This is a genomic window from Kluyvera sichuanensis (assembly GCF_040930405.1).
GTDB classification, from domain to species: domain Bacteria; phylum Pseudomonadota; class Gammaproteobacteria; order Enterobacterales; family Enterobacteriaceae; genus Kluyvera; species Kluyvera sichuanensis.
In genome coordinates this window covers 362252-377900 of the sequence record NZ_CP162271.1, presented here as the reverse complement: position 1 = coordinate 377900, position 15649 = coordinate 362252, and the positions used below count along the sequence as shown (strand labels likewise).

The following is a 15649-nucleotide window of genomic DNA, read 5'->3' as shown; positions in this document are numbered from 1 at the left end:
ATATTTGTGAGCTACTCAGAAGAACATTTGTACAAAAAATGTGAAGTGGGTTAAGTAAGCAATTGAGCGTAGGGATAAAAAAAACCGCCGAGGTGTTGCACCGTCGGCGGTCTTTAGAACAATTAATTCTACTTATGGTTACCGATTGATGGTTTGCGCTATCGCGGTCGCTTCCTGGCTCCAGGCCTGCGCCAGCACTTTCACCATGGCGTCATAGCCGTCCTGCTGCTGCGCCAGTTCAATATGGAACGGGCGCTTCGTCAGCTGTCCCTGATGATTGAGCAGCCACTCCCCGCTCACGATAACTTTGCCATCGTAACGACCGTGGAAGCCATTTACCGAGACGTTAAGCGTATCCTGGTCACTGCCTAGTGGCTGCGAGGAGACCACCCAGCCCGGCAGTTGGTTGCTGAGGTTCGCCACCAGCGTTGTGCGTAGCTGCTGGTCCAGCGGGCTAGCCCACAGGTTATTGCTGGCAATCACATACTGCACATCGCTGGTCTGATAGACCACGCCACTGCCGGCGAGGAAGTCAGGGATATTGACCTGCTCCACCCACAGCAGGCGCTGGTTCGCGCTGGCGCTATTCTGCACCGTACCCGTTGCCTGCGGCAGTTGGTAGTAGGTTTTATTTTCCGTGCTGCTGCAGGCTGCCAACAGGCAGGCTGCAACCAGTACTAACCACTTTTTCATTATTTCGCCCTCTTAGGCTCTGGATCTTTTTTATCCTTCGCTTCGAACACCAGCGCGTTGCTCTTCTCATTCAGCGTTTTCAGCACCGGCTGCAGCTCACGCAGAACCTGATCCAGACGCTGCATGTCGCCCACCATCTTGTTGTAGGCGGCGGAACCCGGCTGGAAGCCCTGCATACTGCGGTTTAGCTCACGCAACGTTTTCTGCATATCGGCAGGCAACTGCTGCGCGGACTGGCTGGCAGTTATCTTGTTCAGATTATCCAGCGTCGTCTGCAGGCGGCGCATCGTGTTCTGGCTTTCACTCAGCGTGTTCGTGGCCTGTTCAACCATCGGCGTTAGCGGCAGATTGTTGATCTTATCGAGCGTATCCATCAGGCGCTGCTGGATCTGCGCCAGGCCACCGCTGACGGTTGGGATAATCTGATGACCACCAAACTCAGGCATCTCTTTAACCGGTTTCTCTTTTGGATAGAAATCAAGATCCACGTAAAGTGCACCGGTCACCAGGTTACCTGTTTTTAACGCACCACGCAGGCCACGTTGAATAAGGCCAGTTAAATGGGCCCCTACGTCAGGTTTTTCTCCGAGTTCGCTCGCCAGACGCTCTGGTTCAATGCGGATCATCACGGGGATACGATAGTCATCGTTCAATGCCTGACGTAAACCCGGCACAAAATATGGCACCTGTGCCACAGTACCCAGGCGAATGCCGCGGAATTCGACCGGCGCACCGGGCTGCAGTCCACGTACAGAATCTTTGAAGAACATCAGGTAGTCGATGTGCTGGGTATAGAGCGAGTCCTGAATGCTCTTTTGATCGTCATACAGCTTAAATTCGGTTTTCTCAGCTATTGGCTGCCCCAGTTCCACACCTTCCGGAACGTCAAAGCTGACGCCACCGCTAAAGAGTGTCGATAGCGAGCCCATTTCTACACGCATCCCAGCGGAGGTCAGATCGACCGCTACGCCGCTGTCCTTCCAGAAACGTACGTTGCTGGTCACCAGTCGATCGTTTGGCGCGCTGATAAACAACTGATAGCTGATAGTGCGGCTCTGCGGGTCAAAAGTACTCGTCTCAACGGAGCCCACACGGTAGCCACGGAACAGCACCGGATCGCCCGGACTGAGCTGCCCTGCTTTTTTACTATCAAGCAGCACACGAATGCCCTTCGCATCAGGCGGCGCCAGCGGCGGTGAATCCAGTAACTGATAGCTGTTCAGCTCAGAACCTTTAGAACCCGGCTGCAGTTCGATATAGGCCCCCGACAGCAGCGTGCCCAACCCGCTGATGCCTTCACGGCCAATCTGCGGCTTCACGACCCAGAATACCGAATCTTTGTGCAGCAGCTTTTCCATGCCGGAATTCAGTCGCGCTTTAATTTCTACGTGCGTTAGATCGTCGGTCAACGTCGTGCTTTCGACAATACCAACGTCAACGCTGCGGCTTTTGATCGTCGTTTTACCACCTTCAATACCTTCAGCGTTGGTGGTGATAAGCGTCACCTCCGGACCCTGGTGGCTGTAGTGATAAAATAAGATCCAGGCACCAATCAGCGCCGTTACGATCGGGAAGATCCAAATAGGAGACCAGTTTTTCACTTTCTGCACCTTCGCCTCCCCACTCTTGGTTTCCATGCTTTTACGACTCCTCATGGCTTGATTCAGGTTCCCGATCCCACGAAAGTCGCGGATCAAACGTCATTGCCGAGAACATGGTCATTATGACGACCAGCGCAAACATCAGCGCGCCAATCGCCGGATAGATATTCATTAGGCCCCCAATACGCACCAGGGCCGAAAGTACTGCAATAACAAAGACGTCGATCATCGACCAGCGGCCAACAAACTCCACCACTTCGTAGATCAGGTGCATACGTTCGCTGTCCCGGTGCTTACGCTTCATACCGTTGGCATCCAGGCACAGCCAGGCGATGGCGATCATCTTCAGCGTCGGCACCATAATACTGGCGAGGAAAATGACCATCGCCACTGGATACGATCCTTCGCTCCAGAGCAGTACCACCCCGGCCAGGATGGTCGACGGCATTTTGTCGCCCAGCAGGTCGGTTATCATGATAGGCAAAATGTTGGCCGGGAGATAAAGCATGATTGACGTCACCAGCAGCGCCATTGTCCACTGCAGACTGTTTTTACGTCGGACGTGTCCTTTGCTGTGACAACGCGGGCACTCAAGCTGGTCAGCTGGTAAAATCGCCGTACAGCAGGCGCAGGAGCGCAAGCCCTGACGAATACCGGTGACGCCGGGTTTCAGCGGCTGTTCAAGCTTGGGCATCGGGGCGATATCGTCCCATAGCCAGCGACGGTCCACGCACTGGAAGGTTCGCAGTTGCAAGAGACAGAAAAGACACCAGGGCAGGAAGCTACTGCCAACGCCGATATCGCCGTACGCCATCAGCTTCACAAAGCTCACCAGCACCCCGGCAAGGAAGATTTCCGCCATGCCCCAGGTTTTCAGGGTAAACAGAATACGCGCCAGAATCGCCTTAAGCCGGTGCGGCATGCGCACCCGGTTAACCAACAGCAGAATGGTAATCAAACAGAACGCGGGCACCAGCTGTACAAACAGCAGGAAGAAGGTGCCGAGGCTGGCGTAGTTTTCAGAAAACATGACGCTCGGGATTTCCAGCAGCTCAATCTCGCTGTTAACCCCCGCTACGCTCATGCTGATAAACGGAAACAGGTTGGCCAGCAGCAGCATAAAGAGCGCAACCAGCACATAGGCCGTGGGACGCCGCCGAGGCTCGTCCCACGCGGTGGTCAGCGTTGTACCACAGCGTGGGCAGGTGGCCTTATGTCGGTGCTCCAGGTGCGGCAACGCCACCAGCATGTCACATTGTGGACATAGGATATGCTGTGCAGCATGATGTTGTTCGCACATGAAAACTCCTCAATCAGGCGCCGTTTTTTAACGCTTCCAGATATTCCCACCGTTCAAACGCTTCTTCCAGCGCCTGCTCAGCCTGAGCCAAATCGGCCAGCACCTTTTGCGTATGGTCGTGGGGCTGGCTGAAGAACGATGCATCGGCGACCTGAGCCTGCAGCGTTTCCAGATTCGCCTCCAGCGTTTCGAGCTTCTGCGGTAGCTGCTCCAATTCGCGCTGCAGGTTATAGCTTAGTTTGGCGCTTGCTCTTTTGACCGTTTCTGCTTTTGGCTGCACCACTTCTGGGCTTTTTTTCTCGTTTGACTGTTTTTGCGCCCGTGACTGCGATTGTTGGCCGCGCGCGTCGTGATAACCGCCGACATATTGACCAATGCGCCCTTCGCCTTCGAAGATCCAACATTCGGTGACGGTGTTATCAACAAACTGGCGATCGTGGCTGACCAGCATCACGGTGCCCTGATAGCCGTCGATGAGCTCTTCAAGCAACTCGAGCGTTTCGACATCCAGGTCGTTGGTTGGTTCATCGAGAATCAACAGGTTACTTGGTTTCAGGAACAGTCTTGCCAGCAGCAGACGGTTACGTTCACCACCGGACAGCGCCCGAACCGGAGTCATCGCGCGCTTCGGATGGAACAGGAAGTCCTGCAGATAGCCCAGCACGTGGCGTGGCTTACCGTTAACCATCACTTCCTGCTTGCCTTCGGCAAGGTTGTCCATCACCGTTTTGTCCGGGTCCAGCTCAGCGCGATGCTGATCGAAGTAGGCCACTTCCAGCTTAGTGCCGACGTGGATACGCCCGCTGTCCGCCTCCAGTTGACCTAACATCAGCTTCAGCAGCGTGGTTTTGCCACAGCCGTTGGCGCCGATCAGCGCAATCTTGTCACCGCGCTGAACCTGTGCAGAGAAATCTTTTACCAGCACTTTGCCGTTAACCTGGTAGTTAACGTCTTCCATCTCAAAGACGATTTTGCCGGAGCGGGATGCTTCTTCAACCTGCATTTTGGCGCTGCCCATCACTTCACGGCGGGCGCTACGTTCGTTACGCATCGCTTTCAGGGCGCGAACGCGACCTTCATTACGGGTACGACGCGCTTTGATGCCCTGGCGGATCCAGACCTCTTCCTGCGCCAGCTTGCGGTCAAACTCGGCGTTTTGCAGATCTTCAACGCGCAGTGCTTCTTCTTTCTCCAGCAGGTACTGATCGTAGTTACCCGGATAGGTCACCAGCTTGCCGCGGTCGAGGTCGACAATACGGGTCGCCATATTGCGGATGAAGGAACGGTCGTGGGAGATAAAGATAATCGTGCCTTTGAAGGTTTTCAGGAAACCTTCCAGCCAGTCGATGGTTTCAATATCCAGGTGGTTCGTCGGTTCGTCGAGCAGCAGCACGCGCGGCGCGCTCACCAGCGCACGGCCCAGCGCCGCTTTACGCAGCCATCCGCCGGACAGCGCCGCCAGCTCCATATCCGGCTCCAGACCCAGCTGCGCCAGCACTTCGTTGATACGGTTTTCCAGCTGCCACAGGCCGTGGTGATCCAGCTGTTCCTGAACCTTCGCCAGCTCCTGCAGATTTTTATCGCTTGGGTCAGTCATCACCAGATGCGAGATATCGTGGTAGCGCTTGAGATACACCGCCTGCTCTTCGATACCCTCGGCCACGAAATCGTAGACGCTGCCCTGCACGTTACGCGGCGGATCCTGCTGCAGACGCGCCACAACCAGATCCTGTTCGTAAATGATGCGGCCGTCGTCGAGACCCTGCTCACGGTTGAGGATCTTCATCAGCGTCGATTTGCCCGCGCCGTTACGACCGACCAGACAGACGCGCTCGTTATCCTCAATATGCAGTTCTGCATTATCGAGAAGCGGCGCATCGCTGAATGACAGCCAGGCACCGTGCATACTAATTAATGACATTCTTTATTCCTTTCAGGCTGCGGTAATCAGCCAGCAGTTGTGGATCTGACGGTTACGGGCGAAATCCTGAGACTGTGTTTTTTGGGTAATATCTTGTGCTTTCAGTCCCAGTTCAGCCAGGCCGTCGTGGTCCATACGGAAACCGCGTTTGTTGTTGGAGAACATGATGGTGCCGCCTTTACGCAGCAGACGCTTCAGATCTTTCATCAGACGCAGGTGATCGCGCTGAACGTCAAACGCATCTTCCATACGTTTGGAGTTCGAGAAGGTTGGCGGATCGATAAAGATCACATCGAACTGTTCGTCGGTATCGCGCAGCCATGCCAGCACGTCCGCCTGCATCAGGCGATGCGCGCGGCCGGTTAAGCCGTTAAGGCGCAGGTTACGTTCCGCCCACTCCAGATAGGTACGCGACATATCCACGGTGGTGGTCGAACGTGCGCCGCCCAGACCGGCGTGCACGCTGGCACTGCCGGTATAGGAGAACAGGTTCAGGAAGTCTTTGCCCTTGCTCATTTCACCCAGCATACGGCGGGCGATACGGTGGTCGAGGAACAGGCCGGTGTCGAGATAATCGGTGAGGTTGACCCACAGGCGCGCGTTGTATTCGCTTACCTCCATGAAGTCGCCCTTCTCGTTCATCTTCTGATACTGGTTTTTGCCCTTCTGACGCTCACGGGTTTTCAGCACCAGCTTGTTCGGTGCAATACCGAGCACGGCAATAGTCGCCGCGATAATATCAAACAGACGCTGACGCGCTTTGTTGGCATCAACGGTTTTCGGCGGCGCATACTCCTGCACCACCACCCAATCGGCGTAGCGGTCAACGGCCACGTTATATTCCGGCAGGTCGGCATCGTACAGGCGGTAGCATTCGATCCCTTCCTGTTTCGCCCACTTCTCATATTTCTTCAGATTCTTACGCAGACGGTTAGCGTAATCTTCCGCCAGCGAGGCAGGTTTCTCACCGGTGGTTTCAGCCAGGTGATAGTTTTTCTGTACGCAGTCCAGCGGGCCGTTTTTCGCTTTAAACTGACGCTCGGCGCGCAGCTGCAGGCAGCTTAACAGCTCCGGAGAGGCGCTAAACAGCGACAGGTTCCAGCCGCCAAACTGGTTTTTCATATTGCGGCCGAGCAGGCTGTGCATTGCTATCAACGCCGGTTCGCTTTCCAGACGCTCGCCGTACGGCGGGTTGCTGATAACGGTACCGTAAGGACCTTTCGGCAGCGGGTTGGTCAGCTGCGCTACATCTTTCACCTCAAAGGTGATAAGTTCGCCAATACCGGCGCGACGGGCGTTGCTGCGCGCCAGCTCAACCACGCGGCTGTCGACGTCAGAGCCAAAGAAGCGGGATTCATAGGCGGCAAGGCCAGCACGGGCGCGGGTCTGCGCATCGGCTTTCACTTCTTTCCACACGGCATCGTCATGCTGCGCCCAGCCGCTGAAGCCCCAGTGGCCGCGGTGTAGCCCCGGCGCACGGTCGGTAGCCCACATCGCCGCTTCAATCAGCAGCGTGCCGGAACCACACATAGGGTCGAGCAGCGGCGTACCCGGCACCCAGCCGGAACGCATGACGATAGCCGCCGCCAGGTTCTCTTTGATTGGCGCCATACCGGTACGATCGCGATAGCCGCGCAGGTGCAGGCCTTCGCCACTCAGATCGAGAGAAATATAGGCGGTCTCTTTGTTGAGACGGACGTTAATACGCAGATCCGGATTTTCACGATCGACGTTAGGACGCGGCAGATTTTTACGCGTAAAGGCATCGACGATCGCATCTTTTACCTTCAACGCACCGTACTGGCTGTTACGAATGCTATCGTTCAGACCGCCGAAGCTCACCGCAAAGGTGGCATCCGGGGTGAAGATCGAAGTCCAGTCGATAGCCTGCACGCCGAGATAAAGATCGAGATCGCTCCAGACGCTACATTCTCCCAGCGGCATCATAATGCGCGAAGCCAGACGACTCCACATCAGGCTTTTGTACAGAAGCTGCGTGTCGCCCTGGAAATGGACGCCGCCCTGGGCAATCTGGCACTCTTGGGCGCCCAGGCCTTCCAGTTCAGTTTTTAACAGCTCTTCCAGCCCACGGGCCGTACTGGCAAACAGAGAATTCATATCGTCACTTTTACTCGCAGAAAATTGTTGCGCATTATAGCCAATCTGCGCCCCATGTCATAAAGTTAAAGGCTTATTTTCGACTCAGGGACAGCGTTGTGGCTACATTATCGCGGCTTTTTATACATCCGGTGAAATCCATGCGCGGCATCGGGCTTACGCACGCCTTTGCCGATATTAGCGGGATGGCATTTGACCGCATTTTCATGATCACCGAGCCTGATGGCACCTTTATTACCGCCCGGCAGTTCCCGGCGATGGTGCGTTTTACCCCTGCGGTCCTTCACGATGGTTTACACCTCACCGCGCCCGACGGCAGCAGTGCGTTAGTCCGTTTTGTGGATTTCGTCGGTCAGCCGTCGCCAACCGAAGTATGGGGCAACCATTTTACCTCGCGTATCGCACCCGACGCTATCAATCAGTGGCTGACGCCATTCTTTAAGCGCGATGTCCAGCTTCGCTGGCTGGGTGATGATCTTACCCGCCGTGTTAAGCGTCACGACGCGGTGCCGCTCTCATTCGCCGATGGTTTTCCGTTCTTGCTGACCAACGAAGCCTCGCTGCGCGACCTACAGCAGCGCTGCCGCGCCAGCGTTCGTATGGAGCAGTTCCGCCCTAACCTGGTGGTGACCGGGGCGCAAGCCTGGGAAGAAGATAGCTGGAAAACGCTGCGTATTGGCGACGTGGTCTTCGATGTCGTGAAGCCTTGCAGCCGCTGCATCTTTACGACCATCAGCCCGGAAAAAGGGCAAAAGCATCCGGCGGCTGAACCGCTGAGCACGCTACAGTCGTTTCGCACCAACCCTGCCAACGGCGACGTGGATTTCGGTCAGAACCTGATCGCCCGCAATAGCGGCGTGGTTCGCGTGGGTGATGAAGTGGAAATTCTCACCACCGGCCCGGCCATCGTGTACGGTGCGGGGAAAGCTGACGAAGCGCTGGCTCCGCAAACACAGCAGGATGCACTCGTAGAAATTGACTGGGAAGGCAGTCGTTTTACCGGGAATAATCAGCAGATTTTATTGGAACAGCTGGAGCAGCAGGGCATTCGTGTCCCCTACTCCTGCCGCGCAGGTATCTGCGGCAGCTGCCGCGTGACGCTGTTGGACGGTGAAGTCAGTCCGCTGAAAAAGAGTGCGATAGCCAACGATGGTACGATTCTCAGCTGTAGCTGCGTACCGAAAACAGCGCTAAAGCTGAAGCTTTAAACCGCCTGCTCCAGGCTGTAACCGCCCAGCCCCGGCTGAGGTTGCAGCCTGTCGTTCATCACCTTGATAGGGTCGCCAAGCTGCATAGTGCGCCCAGCCAATACCAGACCCGGCTGGGCCAGCAGGCACAGGGCTGCATTATCGCCCGGCTCTACCACCAGCAAATTCACCTGGCTGTCATCGTCGCTCAGCCACACGGCCGCCGCATCACCGGTTACCGGAGACCAGCTCTCTTCGTGAGCGCGGAAGTGCCAGCTTTTCGGCATCTGCGGTTTCAGGAAGCGGATAGCCACCAGCGCATTAAGAATGAGCTCAGCGCGATGCTCTTTTGACAGTACGAGATCGCGGCATTTCTCTTCAAAAGAGAAATAAAGCGCAGCATCGTCAACGCAGAACCCGGTAGGCGCAAAAGCATCGGGGGTTAACATCCGGCGAGCAAAACGCGAACGAAACAACATACCATTGGCTAAATCGAGCATCATACGATCGTGCTCTTCATCGTAATACCAACGCCAGTTATCATCAGGTTTAATTCGCATTTTACTCCCCCGTCATATTCGCATCCAATGCATTGCCCTTTCTTCCGTTGCGTTACTTAGCCTTAAATAATAAAAGACCAATATGTTTAAATAAGCAACAATACGGGAATATAATGCAACCAGGGCCGGAAATAAAGCCCTGGATCACATTATCAGGAAAAATACTAGATGTGGGTAACGATTTCTTTAATCAGCGGCGGGCCTTTAAAAATAAACCCGGAATAGATCTGCACCAGAGACGCGCCAGCTGTCATCTTTTCACGCGCCGCAATCACCGAGTCGATACCGCCAACGCCAATTATCGGTAATTGACCTTTTAATTCGGCTGACAGCATACGAATAATTTCGGTGCTTTTTAATTGTAATGGACGACCGCTTAAGCCTCCCATTTCATCGCAATTTTTCATCCCCTGAACCAGAGAACGATCCAATGTGGTATTGGTAGCAATCACCCCATCAATATTATGGCGGACTAAACTGTCGGCCACCTGGATCAACTCTTCATGAGAAAGATCCGGAGCGATCTTCACCGCCACTGGAACATATTTATGGTGCTTTTGTTCGAGTTCAGATTGCTTATTTTTAATACCGGAAAGGAGATCGTCTAACGCATCACCATATTGCAGCGTACGCAGCCCAGGGGTATTTGGCGAGGAGATATTAATCGCAATATAACCGGCATAGGCGTAGATTTTTTCCATACAAATCAGATAGTCATCTTTGCCCTGCTCAACCGGGGTATCTTTATTTTTGCCGATATTAATCCCCAGAATTCCGTCGAAATGCGCTTTTTTTACGTTCTCGACCAGGTTATCAACGCCATGGTTATTGAAGCCCATACGGTTGATCAACCCTTCGGCATCGACCAGACGGAACAAGCGCGGCTTGTCGTTACCCGGTTGCGGACGCGGCGTGACGGTACCAATCTCAATGGAACCGAAACCCATCGCCCCTAAGGCGTCGATACATTCGCCGTCTTTATCCAGACCGGCGGCCAGACCCAGTGGATTTTTAAACGTCAGCCCCATGCAGGTGACCGGTTTTTCCGGCACTTTTTGACGCACGAGTGCTTCCAGCGGGGTGCCGGTGACGCGACGTAATTGTTGAAACGTTAATTCATGAGCGCGCTCTGGATCGAGCTGAAAAAGTGCTTTACGAACGAAGGGATAGTACATGAACTCTCCTGGATTCCCGGTGTGCAAACCGGGGGCGTATTATGTGCGATAACGCTCAGAAATGGAATTGACCTACGGCAAAAAAAGCGCAATCGTTTTCCTTCCATTCAACCTCTCCTGCACTCCGCATATGCATTTTCTGGTAATCCATCATCAGAAAAAGTATTTCGCCCGCAGTTTCCTCTCTGACACACTGATGCAAATGTTATCAATTTTAGATTAATGTTTGTTTTTAGTTATAAGGAGAGACCATGCGCGTCATTACTTTAGCAGGCAGCCCTCGTTTTCCTTCTCGCTCCAGCGCCCTGCTGGAGTATGCCCGGGAGAAACTCTCTGCCGCCGACGTTGAAGTTTTCCATTGGCATCTACAGAACTTCGACCCCGAAGATCTGTTTCACGCTCGCTTTGACAGTCCGGCGCTGCAAACCTTGACCGAGCAGTTAGCTCACGCCGACGGCCTGATTATCGCCACGCCGGTCTACAAGGCATCATTCGCTGGCGCATTAAAAGCGCTGCTGGATCTGTTGCCCGAGCGTGCGCTGGAAGGCAAAGTGGTGCTGCCACTGGCAACCGGCGGTACGGTGGCGCATATGCTGGCGGTGGATTACGCCTTAAAGCCGGTGTTGAATGCGTTGAAGGCCCAGGAGATCCTGCAGGGTGTGTTTGCCGACGATAGCCAGGTGACCGATTATCAGCATAAGCCGCAGTTCAGCCCAAATCTGCACACCCGACTGGACAGCGCGCTGGAGACATTCTGGCAGGCGCTGCATCGGCGGGACATTCAGGTTCCCACGTTAAGTTCCGCGCGACTTACCGAACATGTTTGATAAAAAAAACGCCGTAGGGAAAAAACCTACGGCGTTTTTGCTTATATATAATGTAGCCCGGCCGAGCAACGCGACGCCGGGATTGTCACCAAGCCCCCCCGGAGTCGGCTCGCGCCTCGTCCGGGCTACTGGTTAAGCTAAGGCTTTAGCAATCTTCTCGTACAAGTCGCCAGAAAGATTTTCCAGCCCTTTCAGTTGCTCCAGCGCGGCACGCATTAACGCCTGACGCTTCGCATCGTAGCGTTTCAGGCGGATCAGCGGCTCAATCAGACGAGAAGCCACCTGCGGGTTTTTGCTGTTCAGTATGGTGAGCATTTCCACCAGGAACTGATAGCCGCTGCCGTCTGCCGCATGGAACGCCGCCGGGTTGCTGCCGGCAAAGGCGCCAATCAGCGAGCGAATACGGTTCGGGTTATTCATGCTGAATGAACGGTGGTTCAGCAGCTTACGTACCGTTGCCAGCACGTCGTCCGCCGGGCTGGTTGCCTGTAGAATCAGCCATTTATCCATCACCAGACCGTCATGATGCCATTTGTCATCATATTCCTGCATCAGCGCGTCACGGCACGGCAGTTCAGCCGCAACCGCTGCGGACAACGCCGCCAGCGCATCGGTCATGTTATCGGCATGATGGTACTGATCGCTCACCAGCTTATCGCCAAGCTCACGATCACCAAATGCCAGATAGCGCAGACAGGTATTACGCAGCGAGCGTTTACCAATGTCGGCATGTTCTACGCGGTAGCTGTCGAGTTTGTTGGCGTTATAAATCGCCAGACATTCATCGGCCAGTTCCGTCGCCAGCGTACGGGTCAGCGCTTCACGCACCGCGGCAATGGCAATAGGATCGATAATCTCGAACAGCTCAGCGATTTCGCTGGCTGACGGTAGCGTCAGGATCTCAGCCGCCAGCGCCGGGTCGATGTGCTCATCCAGCAGGATCGCGCGGAACGCATCGGCCACGTGGACCGGCAGCGACAGCGGTTGACCCTGCTGATGACGCGCAACGTTCAGCTTGATATAGGTTGCCAGCAGGCTTTGCGCCGCGTCCCAGCGGGAGAAGTCATTTCGCGCGTGACGCATCAGGAACGTCAGTTGCTGATCGCTCCATTTATATTCCAGCTTCACCGGCGCCGAGAACTCGCGCAGCAGGGACGGAACCGGCTGGAAGTAGACGTTATCGAAAACAAAGGTCTGCTCCGCCTGGGTCACGTTCAGCACGTGATGCACCGGATGCCCGTCTTTCTGCAGCGGGATCACCTTGCCTTCGTTATCGTAAAGCTCGATGTCGAATGGAATGTGCAGCGGGAATTTTTCATCCTGCTCGGCGGTCGCCGGCGTACGCTGACGAATGGTCAGGGTGTACTGCTCGGTTTCCGGGTTATAGTCGTCGTGTACGCTGACGATTGGCGTACCGGCCTGGCTATACCAGCGGCGGAAATGGGACAGGTCAACGTTGGACGCATCTTCCATCGCCTGCACAAAATCATCGCAGGTCGCGGCGCTGCCGTCATGACGTTCGAAGTACAGCTGCATCCCTTTCTGGAAGTTGGTTTCGCCCAGCAGAGTGTGCAGCATGCGGATAACTTCCGCCCCTTTCTCGTACACCGTTAAGGTATAGAAGTTATTCATTTCAATAACTTTATCCGGGCGGATCGGGTGCGCCATCGGACTGGCGTCTTCGGCAAACTGCAGGCCGCGCATGGTGCGCACGTTGCTGATGCGGTTCACAGCGCGCGAGCCTAAATCCGAGCTGAATTCCTGGTCACGGAAAACGGTTAAGCCCTCTTTCAGGCTCAACTGGAACCAGTCACGGCAGGTAACGCGGTTACCGGTCCAGTTATGGAAGTATTCGTGGCCAATCACGCGCTCGATGTCGAGATAGTCTTTATCCGTCGCGGTATCGGTACGGGCCAGCACGTATTTGGAGTTAAAGACGTTCAGCCCTTTGTTCTCCATCGCGCCCATATTGAAGAAGTCGACGGCAACAATCATATAAATGTCGAGGTCGTACTCCAGGCCGAAACGATCTTCGTCCCACTTCATGGAGTTTTTCAGCGAGGTCATCGCCCACGGCGCGCGGTCCAGGTTGCCGCGGTCAACGAACAGCTCCAGCGCGACTTCGCGGCCGGAGCGAGTTTTGAAGGTATCACGCAGTACGTCGAAATCACCGGCGACCAGCGCAAACAGGTAGCAAGGTTTCGGGAACGGATCCTGCCACTGCACCCAGTGGCGACCATTTTCCAGTTCGCCCTCGGCAATGCGGTTGCCGTTAGAGAGCAGGAACGGGTATTTAGTTTTATCAGCGGTAATTTTAGTGGTGAAGCGGGCCAGCACATCCGGGCGATCAAGATACCAGGTAATGTGGCGGAAGCCTTCAGCTTCACACTGGGTGCAGAGCGCTTCGCCAGACTGATACAGCCCCTCTAACGCGGTATTCGCCGCTGGGCTGATTTCATTCACAATCTTCAGGGTGAAACGTTCTGGCAGACCCGCAATAACCAGATAGTTCTCTTCTTCTTTATAGTTGTCCCACGGCTCGCCGTTAACGTGAAGAGAGATCAGGGTTAAATCTTCACCGTTCAGACGTAGCGGTACATCAGACGCTGCGTGGCGGGAAACCTGGCTTTCCGCGGTCACGATGGTTTTTGCGGCATCCAGGTCAAAGGCCAGGTCAATATCACTAATCAGGTAGTCCGGCGCACGATAGTCGTGGCGGTACTTGGCTTGGGGCTGTTGTGTCATAAAAAACCTTTAGCATCTTTTGTAAATGTCACCTCCAGTCTATTCCTGTTGTGTTAAACGCGCTACGCAGAATCTTCATCTTTTCCAGTCAAATAGGGAAAAATGATACATTTACTTAACATAACGCACAAAACGCCATGGTGACTCTTCGTGCCTTATGGTGTGATCGGGGTTCAATAAATCGATAAACAAGGTATACTCCAGCGATTCTCCCCTGTTGTTTATTGTACTAAACGCTCCTGTGAGAGGATGCTACTGCGCACCATGACACAATTCGCTTCTCCTGTGCTGCACTCGCTGCTAGACACAGATGCCTACAAACTGCATATGCAGCAGGCCGTGTTTCACCACTACTATGACGTAAACGTAGCGGCTGAATTCCGCTGCCGTGGGGACGATCTGCTGGGCATTTATGCTGACGCTATTCGCGAACAAGTCGAAGCCATGCGTTCACTCACCCTGCAGGATGACGAGTACCACTGGCTATCCGGCCTTCCTTTCTTTAAACAAGATTACCTGAACTGGCTGCGTGATTTTCGCTACGACCCGCAGCAGGTCACCGTCACCAACGATAACGGCAAGCTCAATATTCGCCTTGAAGGCCCGTGGCGCGAAGTCATCATGTGGGAAGTTCCGCTGCTGGCGGTAATTAGCGAGCTGGTTCATCGCTACCGTTCGCCGGAAAACGGTGTGCCGCAGGCGCTGGACATGCTGGAGCGTAAGCTGGTCGACTTTAATCAGTTGACCGCCGACATTGACATGTCCGCCTTCAAGCTGATGGATTTTGGTACCCGCCGCCGCTTTTCCCGCGAAGTACAGGAGGCGATTGTTAGCCGCCTGCAGCAGGAACCCTGGTTTACCGGCACCAGCAATTACGATCTGGCGCGCCGTCTGTCGTTAACCCCAATGGGAACGCAGGCGCACGAATGGTTCCAGGCACATCAGCAAATTAGCCCTGACCTTGCCACCAGCCAACGTGCCGCGTTGGCCGCCTGGCTCGAAGAATATCCAGAACAGCTCGGCATTGCGTTGACCGACTGCATCACCATGGATGCCTTCCTGCGTGATTTTGGTTCGGAATTTGCTACCCGCTACCAGGGATTGCGCCATGACTCGGGCGACCCGTTTGAATGGGGCGAGAAAGCCATTAACCACTATAAAAAGCTGGGCATCGACCCGCTGAGTAAAGTGCTGGTGTTCTCCGATAATCTCGACTTAACCAAAGCCGTTGAGCTATATCGTCACTTCTCATCGCGCATTAATTTGAGCTTCGGTATCGGTACGCGTTTAACCTGCGATATTCCACAGGTGAAGCCGCTGAATATCGTTATCAAGCTGGTTGAGTGTAACGGTAAGCCGGTGGCAAAACTCTCCGATAGTCCGGGTAAAACTATCTGTCACGATAAAGCGTTTGTTCGCGCTTTACGTAAAGCATTTGATCTTCCGCAGATCAAAAAGGCGAGTTAATCACCAAAGGGAGCCGTTATGGCTCCCTTCTTATTTAATTATTTCTGAAAACACC

At 54.5% G+C, this 15649-nt stretch carries 11 protein-coding genes; 3 read left to right on the top strand and 8 right to left on the bottom strand.

All coding sequences use genetic code 11. The features are described 5' to 3' along the window. Positions 1-138: 138 nt before the first annotated feature. From pqiC to rlmKL, 5 genes are read right to left on the bottom strand one after another with little or no spacing between them, the layout of a single operon-like run. Positions 139-693, bottom strand: a complete 555-nt coding sequence (gene pqiC / locus AB2B48_RS01750) for a membrane integrity-associated transporter subunit PqiC (protein WP_185666541.1) — start codon at positions 691-693, stop codon at positions 139-141. Next, positions 693-2330, bottom strand: coding sequence for an intermembrane transport protein PqiB (pqiB, locus tag AB2B48_RS01745; RefSeq protein ID WP_368300632.1), 1638 nt, complete (start codon positions 2328-2330; stop codon positions 693-695). Before pqiB ends, pqiC begins: the two co-directional genes overlap by 1 nt. A 4-nt stretch (positions 2331-2334) precedes the next feature. Continuing rightward, positions 2335-3594 (bottom strand): membrane integrity-associated transporter subunit PqiA, encoded by a 1260-nt coding sequence (gene pqiA, locus AB2B48_RS01740; RefSeq protein WP_368300631.1) that lies wholly within the window; start codon positions 3592-3594, stop codon positions 2335-2337. A gap of 13 nt (positions 3595-3607) precedes the next feature. Further along, positions 3608-5515 (bottom strand): ABC transporter ATP-binding protein, encoded by a 1908-nt coding sequence (locus AB2B48_RS01735; RefSeq protein ID WP_185666544.1) that lies wholly within the window; start codon positions 5513-5515, stop codon positions 3608-3610. Between the two features lie 12 nt (positions 5516-5527). Beyond that, a complete protein-coding gene (rlmKL, locus tag AB2B48_RS01730) occupies positions 5528-7633 on the bottom strand; it encodes a bifunctional 23S rRNA (guanine(2069)-N(7))-methyltransferase RlmK/23S rRNA (guanine(2445)-N(2))-methyltransferase RlmL (RefSeq protein ID WP_368300630.1) in 2106 nt (701 codons plus the stop codon). Positions 7634-7731: 98 nt separating this feature from the next. Between rlmKL and AB2B48_RS01725 the strand changes: the two genes are divergently transcribed. Continuing rightward, complete coding sequence (locus AB2B48_RS01725; protein ID WP_368300629.1) at positions 7732-8841, top strand: YcbX family protein; 1110 nt, start codon at positions 7732-7734, stop codon at positions 8839-8841. Here AB2B48_RS01725 and zapC read toward each other — a convergent pair. Then, entirely contained in the window at positions 8838-9380 is a 543-nt protein-coding gene (zapC, locus tag AB2B48_RS01720; RefSeq protein WP_368300628.1) for a cell division protein ZapC, read from the bottom strand. The genes AB2B48_RS01725 and zapC overlap by 4 nt on opposite strands. Before the next feature lie 164 nt (positions 9381-9544). Beyond that, entirely contained in the window at positions 9545-10555 is a 1011-nt protein-coding gene (pyrD, locus tag AB2B48_RS01715) for a quinone-dependent dihydroorotate dehydrogenase (RefSeq protein ID WP_368300627.1), read from the bottom strand. Between the two features lie 251 nt (positions 10556-10806). Here pyrD and ssuE point away from each other — a divergent pair, with 251 nt between their 5' ends. Further along, positions 10807-11382, top strand: a complete 576-nt coding sequence (gene ssuE, locus AB2B48_RS01710; RefSeq protein ID WP_220441004.1) for an NADPH-dependent FMN reductase — start codon at positions 10807-10809, stop codon at positions 11380-11382. Between the two features lie 132 nt (positions 11383-11514). Here the strand turns inward: ssuE and pepN are convergent, their stop codons facing one another. Then, positions 11515-14127, bottom strand: a complete 2613-nt coding sequence (gene pepN / locus AB2B48_RS01705) for an aminopeptidase N (RefSeq protein ID WP_185666549.1) — start codon at positions 14125-14127, stop codon at positions 11515-11517. A 264-nt stretch (positions 14128-14391) separates the two neighbouring features. On the opposite strand from pepN, the gene pncB reads away from it, so the two are divergent. Continuing rightward, positions 14392-15594 (top strand): nicotinate phosphoribosyltransferase, encoded by a 1203-nt coding sequence (gene pncB / locus AB2B48_RS01700; RefSeq protein ID WP_368300626.1) that lies wholly within the window; start codon positions 14392-14394, stop codon positions 15592-15594. The last annotated feature ends 55 nt before the right edge of the window (positions 15595-15649 follow it).